We start from the raw sequence: 12174 nt of genomic DNA, 5'->3' as shown, positions 1-12174 counted from the left end.
CATGACATATCGCCTTCCCTTATCAGGCTCGGGTACACGTTTTCCCGGCAATCAAAGAAAAATGGCTGGCCTCTCTCTCGTAGAGTTGATGATCGCATTGCTCCTGGGGGTCATTCTTACTCTGGGTGCCACTCAAGTGTATCTTGGCACGAGTCAGACGTATCGATTGACCGATGCAGTCGCTCACGCTCAGGAAAATATCAGATTTGCTACCTCAATGATTCAGCGCGACGTTCGCGGAGCGGGCGGGCTTGCGTGCCTGCAGGACACCAGTGACGTCACCGTTAAGCTCCAGGGAACTCGTGTGGTTCCGATCGGCGACGGTATCCTTGGTTGGGAAGCTGCGGGAACCGGGATCGATGATGAGCATGATGCCAGGGATGATTTGGCTGCCGATGCCGCCGAGTGGTCAGAAGGGGCGGGCACAGGCGTATTCCCAGCAGAGCTAACAGGAGAAGTTGTTAGTGGCACTGATGTTCTCATACTGAACAGTATCTCGACGCTTCCCGTCGAAGTGACTGGCAGCTCAAATGGGAGAATCGACATAGATGATGCGTCAGGCATTCCTCAAGGACGGATAATTCTCGCAGTCACTGACGATTGTTCTGCGGGTGAATTGTTCCAAAAGGCGAATGCTCCCACCGCTAATTCAGTCACAATAGCTGGAGCCGGCTTTAATCCGGGAAACAGCCCCTCAACGTTTGCTTTGTCCTACACAGCAGGAGCAAAGGTTGCAGCACATAGCACGGTTGCTTACTACATAGGCATTGGAGCTTCCGGTGCTCCATCGTTGTTCCGGCAGCGACTGGATACGGCACCTGAAGGCCCTCAGGAGTTGGTCGAAGGTGTTGAGTCCATGCAGGTTTTGTATGGCGTGTCTACGGGAGCCGTGAAACGGGCGGATACATATGTAACGGCTGACAACGTGGGCAATTGGCAAAATGTCGTCAGCGTGCGTGTTGCATTTATCGCGCGAAGCAATGATGGCGCGAATAGTGAGAATGTAACCCGGACTTTTAACCTGTTGGGCACTGAGGTTACTTCAGAAAATGACCGTCGAGCGCGCCTGGTTGCAGCATCCACCATCGGAATAAGAAATCGTTTGGAGTAATGGCAATGAGAGCTAACAGTTATTCTAGATGTTTACAGTCAGGCAGTGCGCTCATTGTGTCGCTCATTATGTTGCTGCTTATTTCGCTGATTGGTGTGGGCAGTATGCAGGGCACAATTTTGCAAGAGCGAATGGCGTTGAATCTACACGACAGGAATATCGCCTTCCAGGCAAGCGAGCGTGCTCTGAGAGTTGGGGAGAACTGGTTGGCTGCGTCCGCCGGCTCTGCCCTTACGAATGATCGGCTTGACGACCCCGAAAGCTGGGATGGTGCCACAGATGCGGTTACAGTTGCGGCTAATGACGATCAGCTATCGGCTGATCCTGCATATCATACAGGCTGGGTGGCTGTTTTTTGTCCAGGCCTGCAAGCCGGTGCTGCTTGCTTTGACCGATTTGCAGTAACGTCGAGAGGACAAGGCGGTACCGACACTTCTATTGTAATTCTGCAATCCATGTTTATGCCCCAACCACTTTAACTGAAAAGAGCAACCTTCAAGTTTATGAAGGAGAGGGATGTGATGAAAAATAAAACTGTTAGAAACTTTATTCCGAATTGCTTCAATGTTGCGTTAGCTAGTTGCCTTTTCAGTTTAATGACGGTTCATTCTGCATTGGCTGCGCCGGTTGAAATAGCGGACGTGCCTCCGTTTCTGGGTGGATCGGTAGCTCCGAACATCATGTTCATTATTGATGATTCAGGTTCGATGCAGTTTGAATTGCCTGAAAGTTCCTACAGCTCGGATACAGATTATTTGTTCCCGCCAGTGTCCAATATGTACGGCAGCGGAATCTATAGTTTGCGAATTTTTGATTTTGATGATGACAATCCTCGGAATCGACTATTTAGATCGTACGACGGTAATCCATTTTTTTATGACCCAGAGAAGACCTACGAGCCTTGGTTCTTGGGCGATAGATCTCAATGGGATGATGCTGATCCCGAGAGGGCCTTGCGTTTCCCAGGAAGAGTGGCGTCGGGGACGGTGAATCTTACTGCCAGTCAGGAGTGGAGCCGTTGGGTTAGGCGCAACAACAACGGTTATTACGACTCAAACCAGGAGCGAGATTACTGGCCAATTACTTTCTATGTCAAAAAAGACGGGGAAGATGAGTTTGAAAAGGATAGTTATGTCAAGTATCAGGTGCGTGATGGTCGGGCATATAAAACCGACCTTCAAGGCGGAGGTGAGTTAGAGATTTCGAGCTTTCAATTCGGAAATACTACTCGCAGTGTTGAAGAGGAAATCCAGAATTTTTCAAATTGGTTCTCTTACTACAGATCAAGAACCTTGTCTGCGCGCTCTGGTATCGGTAACGCCTTTTCCCAACAGAAAGAGGGGATGCGTGTTGGTTATGGCCGTCTGAATAAAAACTCTGGAAGCGTTGACGGTGTAAACACCTCGGTGATAGTCAACGGCGTCCGTCTTTTCAAGGGCTCCGACCGCGAGAGTTTTTTTACGCGCCTTTACACTGACGGCGTTCCGAACGCAGGTACTCCGCTCCGTAACGCGCTTTACCGAGCAGGCAGATACTATGAGCGTTCTGACGATGCCGGTCCTTGGGCGGCAGAGCCAGGTGGTAGCAATAATGCAGACCATCTTGAGTGCCGGCAGTCCTTTACGATTTTGATGACAGATGGTTATCGGAGCGGCTCATTTTCGCCAGATTTGGGGAACGTTGATGGATCTGACGGTGATAGTATTGGCGACTACCAATACAAACCCGTCTCCCCATTTGAAGATGATTACAGCAATACCTTGGCCGATGTTGCTATGCGGTTTTGGGCACGAGACCTCCGGGAGGATCTGCCAAACGACGTGCCGGTGAGTCAAAAAGACGGAAATATCGATCCGGCATTCTGGCAGCACATGGTGACTTTTGGGGTCGGCTTGGGTGTGACTGGGAGCATAGACCCCACATCTGCATTCAATGCGATCAGCACTGGCGATCAAATCGATTGGCCTAACCCTAACAATAATGCGGCGAAGGTCGATGACTTGCTGCATGCCGCTGTGAATGGCCGTGGCGGCTTCTTTAATGCGGCAGATCCCGATACCTTTGCAACCCAGCTTGCCGACGTTCTTTTTGATATTGTGTCGCGAGTGGAGGAATCCTCAACGTCGGCAGCAGCAAGCTCCGCCGTGTTACGTGAGGACGCCCTGAGCTTCTCTGCCGGTTTCCGCAGTACAGATTGGAGCGGGGCATTGCAAGCAGCGGAGATTCTATCAGGAGGAGCTCGAGGAAGGCTGATTTGGGATGCTGAGTTCGGACTTGCAAGCAAAGGGGCCTCCGCCCGCAATATATTCACTTCCTCTGGTGGTTCGGGAGTAGCTCTGAGTAATCTTGCCAGTCTGTCAGCTGCACAGTTGGCGGCACTAAATACTGGTCTTGATGGGACCGTTGACGGTCTTGGTCAGGATCGTATTGATTGGCTTCGTGGGGATAACTCTGCCAACGCCGGATTTAGGGATCGGATGTATTCTCCTTCAGACGAAGGCACAGATAGGCTACGTCTACTGGGTGACATTATCGGTTCTGACCCCCAATTTGCTGGTAAGACCAACTTCGGTCATCGTCGCCTTCCAGGTGCGGAAGGTAGCTCTTATGCGACATACCGTTCAAGTTCGGACTATCAGGATCGTGCCGATGTGATTTACGTTGGTGCCAATGACGGGTATCTCCACGGTTTCAACGCTTTGAACGGTGAAGAGTTGTTGGCATATATGCCGAGCGAGTTGTTGGAGCCTGCCGAAGGCTCTGATTTCGCGCAAATCAATGCCCTGATGGACCCGGGCTATGGTCATCGCTACTTCGTAGACGGAACACCTACTGTCGGCGACGCGTATATCAACGACCAATGGAAAACTCTGTTAGTCGGAACGATGGGAGCTGGCGGAAAGACGGTGTTCGCGCTCGACGTAAGTGATCCCGAGAACTTTGATGCAAATGATGTCCTTTGGGAGTTTACTGATTCTGAGTTGGGATATGGAGTAGAGGCGCCGCAGATCGTTCGGTTGCCATCCGGGGAATGGGCGGCCGTCTTTGGCAATGGTTACAACAGCGATTCGAATGAGTCAGCGATGTTTATCGTTGATCTTGAAGACGGTTCACTGATCGCCCGGGTCGAGACTGGTGAAGGGGACTCTGGATCACCCAATGGTATGGCTACCCCCGCGGTTCTTGTGAATCAGAGTAGCGGTATCGCCAAAGCAGCGTATGCCGGAGACCTGCAGGGAAATCTATGGCGAGTAGATATGACCGCCAGTAATGTGAGTTCCAACGGCGCTTTGGATAAACTCTTTACAGCAGAATTGACCGATGGTTCGCGCCAGCCGATTACTGCTGCCCCTTCTTTGGCTCTTGATCCAAACGGTGGCCCTGGCGATATTGTCGTGGTCGTAGGGACCGGATCCTATTTCCGCGTAACAGACAGCGGTGACAATCAGATTCAAAGTCTTTATGGCATTTTGGATGATGGGTCGGCTAGCAATCTTGGTCGCGGAGATTTACTTGAGCAAGAAATAACCACCCAAACCCAGACCGATTACCAGGTTGATAGAGACGGATCGATTTCGACGGAATCGGTAGACGTGCGGGTCATATCAGATAATGCACTTGGAGCCTCCGATGACGGCTGGCACCTGGATCTCGATACCTCATCTGGAGAGCGAGTTGTCAGTCGTGCTTCCTTTCCATCAGGGTTTCCTGTGAAAAGAGTGCGGTTTAGTACTCTGATTCCAGATAATAATGATTGCGGTGGCGGTCGCGATGGGTATCTGATGGATGTTGATTTGGCGACGGGCGGAAAGACCGATAACGCTGTGTTTGACCTTAATCGCGACGGCAAGTTCGACACCGCAGACGCTTCTGGGTCGGCGGTCGTGAACGGTATCAAGGGCGTTGTGTCGGGGGAAGAAATACGGGTCGTCCTCGATAATCAAACGGACTTGTTTGTAGATTCTGTCATTGAGAATCTGCCTGACGATTACGATGGCCCCATCGACCCCACGACCGATGATCCCAATGATGGTGACGGCGGCGATGACGATGACGATGACGACGACGGAAACCCTCCCTGTGAGGGACCCACCTGTGGGGATGCCGAGGGGTACAATTTCGGGCGTCAAAACTGGGAAGAGCTACGGTAATTTAGATAGCCACACTAGTGTGTGGCTAAAGGTTTCTGTTTTGTTCATAAAGGTGGCTGTTTCAAATGGTTAACAAAGCGCAATTAACGATATCAGTACGTGGTTTTACGCTTATTGAGCTTATGATTGTTGTAGCCATTATCGGCATCATTGCCGCTATTGCAGTGCCGAGCTATCAGCAGTATGTGGAATCCACACGAAGAACAACGGCACAGGGAGATCTGCTTGAACTATCCCAGTTCATGGAACGCAGATATACAAACGGCTATGACTATAGAGATGGCGCTGGCAATGCGCCTGCTCTGCCTTTTACCACTCAACCGAGACAAGGAGCGCCTGTGTTCTATAACTACGCATTCCAGGGCGCTGTTGGCAGGACCACTTTCGTCCTGCAGGCGACGCCAGCTGGAGGTCAGTCGAATGACGACTGCGGTTGGTTGCGAATTGATGAGGCAGGCGTGAGAACCAGCGAATCAGGCGATGCAGATTGCTGGTGATCCTCTTTTTAGCCAAGTAGTAAGAGGTTTAATCACAAGAGACAGGTGTCCCGTCGCTCTTGTTGACAACGTTGTCCCCATCGGTGTCTTGGGCAAACCTTACGCGCCCCGCAAAGTTCATGATCAACTGGCGTATAAGGTGTTTGTCGTTAGGGTTTTTCGGGCAATAGGTCACATTGCCCAGTGTGCCCTTGGCTTCTCCGAGCGGGCCGAACTGAAAATATCGCCGACTTCTTGGCGCGGGCATGAGTGCGCCGACTGATGGGACTTGTATTCGCCTGATAATCGTTTCGTCATTTGTGAGTGACCGGCTGTTATCCGCGTCTCGAAAAACGAAAAGGTCCTGGTCCCACGAATTTCCGCATCGGTTGGAAAGGTCAAGCGGGCAAACTGTGACAATCGTTCCGCTAGTGATTGCCTCGCTCCTTGCCAGCTTGAACGCTTGGTATGCGCTTTGTATTGCATGCTGCCCCCTCCCGCTCTTTATTAGATTGAGAGAATAGGAGGTTGCTGTGAAGGTTATGATCGATAAAATGGTCAGCGCAATACACAGTTCTATGAGAGTTAGTCCTCTCTCAGCATAAGAATGCATCATTATCTTCCTTGAATTGATGAGTTGCCTGGAGCATCCTGCTCAGGCCGCCAGTTTAACGTCTAAGTTGAGTTTCTGATAGCGACTTCATTCCATCCCCAGCTTCTTCAACCGATACCTCAACGCCCTGAAACTGATCCCCAGCCTTTTGGCCGCCGCTGTCTTGTTCCATCGGGTTGCCTCAAGGGCTTTCTCGATAGCTTGCCGTTCAATGGTTTCCAGGTAGTTTTCCAGGTCAATTTCTCCCTCCGGTACGGCCAGTGCGTCATGCTCAGCGGAGAGCGCCGTGCTGCCGGCGAGTGCGAGTCCGGACGATGTCGGGCCGTTACCAAGGTGGAGGTCCTCAGGGCCAATCAGGTCTGCATCGCAGAGCGTGAAAGCCCGCTCCAGGATGTTCTCCAGTTCTCGCACATTGCCCGGGAAATCATAGCCTTTTAGTCTCTCGATCGCCTCGTGGGTCAATGATGCTGGCTCACACTCATATTCCCGGGCAATGCGCTCGAGAATGTGTCTTGAGAGGAGGTTAATATCATCCGGACGGTCTCTCAGCGCCGGCACCGGCAACTCGATGACGTTGATCCGGTAGAACAGATCCTGGCGAAACTCACCTTCCAGTACCAGATTGGGCAAGTCTTTGTGGGTGGCGCTCAGCACGCGGATGTCCACCGGCACCTCCTTGGTGTCACCTACTGGTCGAACGGCTTTTTCCTGGATGGCACGCAGCAACTTTACTTGCATTGCAAGCGGCAGGTCAGCAACTTCATCCAGAAACAGGGTGCCGCCATCGGCGGAACGAAAGAGTCCGTCCTTGTTGTCCACCGCACCGGTAAAACTTCCTTTCTTGTGGCCAAAAAACTCGCTTTCCATCAACTCCGACGGTATTGCGCCGCAGTTAACCGCGATAAAAGGTTTGTCCCGGCGGGGGCCCTGGATGTGGATCATGCGTGCAACCAGCTCCTTGCCGCTGCCGGATTCGCCGCTGATGAATACCGGCGCCTGGCTCCTGGCGAGTTTTCGCACCTGGTTTCTCAGGCGCTTGATCTCAGACGATTGGCCTAGTAATAGGCCAGGCTCATCCGAGCCGGCGTCCGCTTCTGGATCTGGCTCAGACAGTTTGAGAGCACTGTTGACCAACTCCCGAAGCCGCGGGAGCTCAACCGGCTTGGACACAAAATCGAAGGCCCCGGCCTTCAGGGACTCAATGGCCGTATCCATGTTGCCGTAGGCAGTAATGACAGCCACCGGGGTGCTGGGCGTATTGTGCTGGATCCATTGCACGAGTTCGATGCCGTTGCCGTCGGGCAGGTTCATATCTGTGAGGCAGAGTTGTGGCTTGTGCTCACCCAGAAGCTTTTTCGCACAGGTGATGTCGGGGGCAGTCAGGGTTGTTATTCCCATTCGGGTCAGAGTAATTTCCAGGAGGTCCCGGATATCGGGTTCGTCGTCTACGATCAGGGCGGTATGAGTGGTCATTGGATTGTTATCGGTTCCATGTCGTTATTCAGACTACCGGGCTTCCGGATTTGTTAGATCATCCGTCCATGGTGGGCGAATGTGATGCGGAAACAACAGCCGGGCTGGTTGTCCTCTACCAGGGACAGGTGAGCCTGATTAGCCTCGCACAGTTCTCGCGCCAGATAAAGGCCAAGCCCTGTCCCACTCTTGTCGGTTGTGAAAAACGGTTCAAAAACAGACACGCGGTGCTCCGGCGCAATGCCCGAGCCGAAATCTCGAACATCGACATAGGCGCGCTCACCATCGGCGGTGACACCAGCGTACAATTCGATGCGGCGTTCGCCCACTGCCTGCTTACTATACCTGAGGCCATTATCGCAGAGGTTTACCATCACCTGCTCAATCTGGCTGACATCAAAGCGTGCCAGGGGCAGTTTCCGTTCGGTGCGAAGTACAATATCGTCGGATTTCTGGTCTTCATTGCTCTGGGTTTGCAGGTAATCGTCACGGAACGCAGATAACCACTGACCGACGTCAATCAGGTCGGTGTCGGCGGCGCGTCGTCTCGACAGGTCGAGCACATTCTCGATAATACCGTTAACCCGGCGGGAATGCCGTTCGATGATGTCCAGCATTTTGCGATCCCCCTCATCCAGGTTGGGGGATTCGTTCATTAACTGGGAAGCGTGGCTGATGGCCCCCAGCGGGTTACGAATTTCATGGGCAATACCTGCAGTCAGTCGCCCCAGGGAGGCCAGCTTCATTTGCTGGGCCTGTTGCGTCACCCTGCTCATGTCATCGATAAATACCAGGATCTGGTCGCCGCGTTGCTGATCGAGTTGAGTGAAATTGGCCTGCACCACGGGCGAGGTTTGTGTGGCCTGGAAAGGTTCCGTTCTGCGGGCTGGGTCTTTCAGCCAGGCATCGAGTCCCTTTCGCAGCGGTCGCGGCAGATTTCGCCCCCGGCTGGGTAGTTTCGAGTCATCGGTGCCAGTGCCAAACAACAATTCTTCCGCAGCAGCATTGGCCAGGCGGATGCGCCCAAACCGGTCGAGCACGAGTATGCCGGTTCTCATGCGTTGGATTATCTGGCGATTGATCTGCTCCAGTTCGGCAATACTGCGGGCGCGGGAACTGGCAAGCGCTTCGCTTCGCAGCATGCGCCGCGATATGTATTGGAGGATAAACGCTGCGGCAAAATAAAGAATGCCCAGTGAGCCAGCCCGAACGATATCATCGGCGGAGTCATCAAACACCAGTACGGACCAGGCCGAGATGCCTAGTGAGCAGATGGCGCCCAACGCCGCGTAGAAGGTGCCAATCCTGGTGGGGGTCAGGATATTACCTGCAGCCACGGAAACGATAACCAGATTCGCCAGGCCGTTGGTAATGCCAGTACTGGTGAGCAGTAGCCCATGCAGGAGCAGGATATCCATCAATATGGATACAGTGATATGGCGGCTTCTGGGCTGAAAGCCCGCCAGCATTATCAACGCGATGAAGCCATTGATGGCGAGATAGCAGACCACCCCGGCCTGGTAATAATCCATTGACCGGAAGCGGGAGTCGAAGTTTATGGGGTCCACAAACAGCAACGCCACCAGTATAACGCTGACGACAACGCGATAGTGGTTGTATATCCGAAACAGTCGGCCCCGCTGGTTTGAGGGTGGTGTATCGGTTATGGGTTGCTGATCAGGAGTGATTGGTTGCGCCATCGTCCAGTGGATATCCCGCGAGAATTCTGATGTCTTGCAGGGTTATAATAGCCTTTTAATGGCAATGAGTTACAGGAGCTGCGTTATGTCCGTGCAAAAGGATGGTCAGGGGCCCGGAAAACTTCGGGTAGTGATGGCCCAACTCGATTTTCTGGTGGGCGATATCCCTGGCAATACCCGAAAGGTGATTGAGGCGACCCGGCGTGCGGAGCATGAGCATCAGGCGGATCTGGTTGTGTTCCCGGAGCTGTGTCTAACCGGCTACCCACCGGAAGACCTTTTGTTAAGGCCCAGCATGGACGTGCGTATTGCAGAAGCGCTGGAAACCCTGTGCGAGGCGCACTTGGGCCCTGCCATCATTGTGGGGGCTCCGATACGGGAGGGCGCGCTACTTTACAATGCAGCGGTCGCCATTGAGCAAGGGAGCATAACGGGTCGTTACTTCAAGCGTTTTCCTCCCAATTACCAGGTTTTCGACGAGAAGCGCTATTTTGCTAATGGTGTGGATACCCTGGTCATGGATATCAAAGGGGTGCCAGTGGGCATCACCATATGCGAGGACATTTGGAGTGAAGGGCCAGTGGAAGACGCTGCGGCGGCAGGCGCGAGGCTGGTCGTCAACCTCAATGCGTCACCCTACGATATTGACAAGCAGGTGCGCCGAAAGGCTCTGGTAGAACGTAAGGCCTTTGAGAATCGGGTGAGTATCGTTTATGTCAATCTGATCGGCGGGCAGGACGAACTGGTCTTTGATGGTGGCTCTGTGGTTTACGACCATTCCGGCGTACTTGCTGCCGAGGCGCCACAGTTCAGCGAAGGACTCTATCCTGTGGACTTCATCTGTGAACATCACTGCCAGCCGATCTCGCAACCTGCCGTTGCCGAGCCGTCATTGGAGGAAAATGTCTACAAGGCCCTGGTTCTGGGAGTGAGGGACTACGTCAACAAGAATGGCTTTAAGTCCGTTGTCCTGGGGCTCTCTGGCGGTATTGATTCCGCGGTGACCCTGGCCATTGCGGTGGATGCCCTGGGGGCTGAACGGGTACGCGCAGTGATGATGCCGTTTCGCTATACCTCGGGTATGAGTATCGAGGACGCTGAAGCCGAGGCTGTGGCCCTGGGCGTTCAGTACGACGTGTTCTCCATTGAGCCTATGTACGATGCCTTTATGGAAACACTGGCGGCCCCGTTTGAGGGCACGAAACCAGACACCACCGAGGAGAACCTGCAGGCACGGCTGCGGGGCGTCCTGCTGATGTCTCTGTCCAACAAGTTCGGTTCGCTGGTTCTGACAACCGGCAACAAAAGTGAAATGGCGGTGGGCTACTCAACCCTATACGGGGATATGGCAGGTGGTTTTGATGTACTCAAGGATGTTCCCAAAACCCTGGTTTTTCGCCTCGCCTGGTACCGCAACAGTGTTTCGCAGGTGATTCCGGAGCGGGTCATTACCCGTCCGCCGTCGGCAGAACTGGCGCCGGACCAGAAAGACGAGGACAGCCTGCCGGGATACGACGTTCTTGATCAGATCCTCAATCTCTACGTGGAGCGGGATCTCAGTGCCGATGCCATTGTGGTGCAGGGATTCGACAGGGCGGATGTCGATCGCGTGGTGCGGCTGGTGGATATTAACGAATATAAGCGCAGGCAGGCGCCGATTGGCGTGAGAATTACCGAAAGGGGTTTTGGTAAGGATCGGCGGTATCCGATCACCAATGGCTGGAAAAGCGGGAAGTAGATTGCCAGCGGGCTGCCTGATTGCTCGGGCAGCCCTGCCAAATCTTATTCGTCGCCCATCAGGCCGAAGGTGACCACGCTAGACAGTGAGCGATCTTCGCGCTTGAGGATGTCTGGCTGGTACTCTCCGTCCTCGTTGAAGGCTGTGCTATCCGGGAAGTTCTCTCGCAGCATCGCCACCGCATCCGTTGCTCCCTTTTTCAGATCCATGAAGCGGAAGGTCTCGGCCAGGATAATCAGCGCCTCTTCTACGGACGGCGTTGTTGAGTAGTTTTCCACTATGTAGCGGGCCCGGTTGTTTGCGGCGATGTAGGCTTCGCGGCTGATGTAATAACGTGCGGCATAAAGTTCCAGTTCCGCCAGCCGGTTGCGGATCGCGATCATGCGTTGGCGAGCGTCTGGCGCATATTCGCTGGAGGGGTAACGGTTCAGCAGCTCGGAAAAGTCCCGGAACGCCTGGCGCTGTTCACCAGGGTCCCTTGCCGAAACGTCGACCGGGAAGTACCGGGCAGCCAGGCCAATATCCAGGTTATAGGACGCCAGGCCGCGCATATACAGCGCATAGTCTGCGTGATCGCTCTGCGGGTTCAGTCGAAGAAAGCGGTCTGCAGCGGCGCGGGCACCTTCCAGGTCAAGGTTCTGGTAGCGGGCATAAATGAGGTCCAGTTGCGCCTGTTCCGCGTAGCGGCCAAACGGGTAGTAGGTTTCCAGGTAGTCGAGATTCTGTTCCGCTTCATTGAAGTTGCCCGCGTTCATCGCATCGCGGGCATTTTCGTAATAGGTTTGTTCCGGCAGTACTTCTTCCTGCTTATCGTTTGATGCGCAGGCACTGATAAATAGCGCTGCGGTGGTGACTAGCAGTAATCGGACAACTGATCTCATGCCGGAATCCCGTATAATGGCAAAATTCGAA

9 protein-coding genes are annotated in these 12174 nt (G+C 53.5%); 5 read left to right on the top strand and 4 right to left on the bottom strand.

Annotation, left to right across the window (positions count from 1 at the left end; translation table 11 throughout):
* Position 1: 1 nt before the first annotated feature.
* The 4 genes from R1T46_RS20735 to R1T46_RS20720 all read left to right on the top strand — a co-directional run bounded on the left by R1T46_RS20735 (position 2) and on the right by R1T46_RS20720 (position 5759).
* The gene (locus tag R1T46_RS20735) at positions 2-1111 is read left to right on the top strand and encodes a PilW family protein (RefSeq protein WP_317306891.1); all 1110 of its coding nucleotides are present in this window, start codon (positions 2-4) and stop codon (positions 1109-1111) included.
* 5 nt (positions 1112-1116) lie between these two features.
* On the top strand, positions 1117-1590 hold the full coding sequence (locus tag R1T46_RS20730) for a PilX N-terminal domain-containing pilus assembly protein (protein WP_317306890.1): 474 nt from the start codon (positions 1117-1119) through the stop codon (positions 1588-1590).
* 42 nt (positions 1591-1632) lie between these two features.
* On the top strand, positions 1633-5262 hold the full coding sequence (locus R1T46_RS20725; RefSeq protein ID WP_317306889.1) for a pilus assembly protein: 3630 nt from the start codon (positions 1633-1635) through the stop codon (positions 5260-5262).
* 65 nt (positions 5263-5327) lie between these two features.
* Positions 5328-5759: a type IV pilin protein gene (locus R1T46_RS20720; protein WP_317306887.1), complete on the top strand. Its 432-nt coding sequence runs from the start codon at positions 5328-5330 to the stop codon at positions 5757-5759.
* 28 nt (positions 5760-5787) lie between these two features.
* Here the strand turns inward: R1T46_RS20720 and R1T46_RS21670 are convergent, their stop codons facing one another.
* The 3 genes from R1T46_RS21670 to R1T46_RS20710 all read right to left on the bottom strand — a co-directional run bounded on the left by R1T46_RS21670 (position 5788) and on the right by R1T46_RS20710 (position 9524).
* A complete protein-coding gene (locus tag R1T46_RS21670) occupies positions 5788-6351 on the bottom strand; it encodes a GspH/FimT family pseudopilin (RefSeq protein WP_410797516.1) in 564 nt (187 codons plus the stop codon).
* An 87-nt stretch (positions 6352-6438) separates the two neighbouring features.
* Entirely contained in the window at positions 6439-7824 is a 1386-nt protein-coding gene (locus R1T46_RS20715) for a sigma-54 dependent transcriptional regulator (RefSeq protein ID WP_317306885.1), read from the bottom strand.
* 53 nt (positions 7825-7877) lie between these two features.
* Positions 7878-9524, bottom strand: a complete 1647-nt coding sequence (locus R1T46_RS20710) for a sensor histidine kinase (protein WP_317306884.1) — start codon at positions 9522-9524, stop codon at positions 7878-7880.
* An 85-nt stretch (positions 9525-9609) separates the two neighbouring features.
* Between R1T46_RS20710 and R1T46_RS20705 the strand changes: the two genes are divergently transcribed.
* Positions 9610-11262, top strand: a complete 1653-nt coding sequence (locus R1T46_RS20705; protein ID WP_317306882.1) for an NAD+ synthase — start codon at positions 9610-9612, stop codon at positions 11260-11262.
* A 44-nt stretch (positions 11263-11306) separates the two neighbouring features.
* On the opposite strand, the gene R1T46_RS20700 is transcribed toward R1T46_RS20705, so the two are convergent.
* Positions 11307-12143 (bottom strand): outer membrane protein assembly factor BamD, encoded by an 837-nt coding sequence (locus R1T46_RS20700; RefSeq protein ID WP_317306881.1) that lies wholly within the window; start codon positions 12141-12143, stop codon positions 11307-11309.
* Between the last annotated feature and the right edge of the window lie 31 nt (positions 12144-12174).

This window comes from Marinobacter salarius (genome assembly GCF_032922745.1).
Classification (GTDB): domain Bacteria; phylum Pseudomonadota; class Gammaproteobacteria; order Pseudomonadales; family Oleiphilaceae; genus Marinobacter.
The sequence above is the reverse complement of the archived record's forward strand: the minus strand, read 5'-3'. Positions and strand labels throughout refer to the sequence as shown.

What these genes read in the sequence shown, in the direction of transcription:
- R1T46_RS20730 (WP_317306890.1), top strand. Translation starts at nt 1,117, where the DNA reads ATGAGAGCTAACAGTTATTCTAGATGTTTACAGTCAGGCAGTGCGCTC.
- R1T46_RS20700 (WP_317306881.1), bottom strand. Translation starts at nt 12,143, where the DNA reads ATGAGATCAGTTGTCCGATTACTGCTAGTCACCACCGCAGCGCTATTT.
- R1T46_RS20725 (WP_317306889.1), top strand. Translation starts at nt 1,633, where the DNA reads ATGAAAAATAAAACTGTTAGAAACTTTATTCCGAATTGCTTCAATGTT.
- R1T46_RS20735 (WP_317306891.1), top strand. Translation starts at nt 2, where the DNA reads ATGACATATCGCCTTCCCTTATCAGGCTCGGGTACACGTTTTCCCGGC.
- R1T46_RS21670 (WP_410797516.1), bottom strand. Translation starts at nt 6,351, where the DNA reads ATGCATTCTTATGCTGAGAGAGGACTAACTCTCATAGAACTGTGTATT.
- R1T46_RS20705 (WP_317306882.1), top strand. Translation starts at nt 9,610, where the DNA reads ATGTCCGTGCAAAAGGATGGTCAGGGGCCCGGAAAACTTCGGGTAGTG.
- R1T46_RS20720 (WP_317306887.1), top strand. Translation starts at nt 5,328, where the DNA reads ATGGTTAACAAAGCGCAATTAACGATATCAGTACGTGGTTTTACGCTT.
- R1T46_RS20715 (WP_317306885.1), bottom strand. Translation starts at nt 7,824, where the DNA reads ATGACCACTCATACCGCCCTGATCGTAGACGACGAACCCGATATCCGG.
- R1T46_RS20710 (WP_317306884.1), bottom strand. Translation starts at nt 9,524, where the DNA reads ATGGCGCAACCAATCACTCCTGATCAGCAACCCATAACCGATACACCA.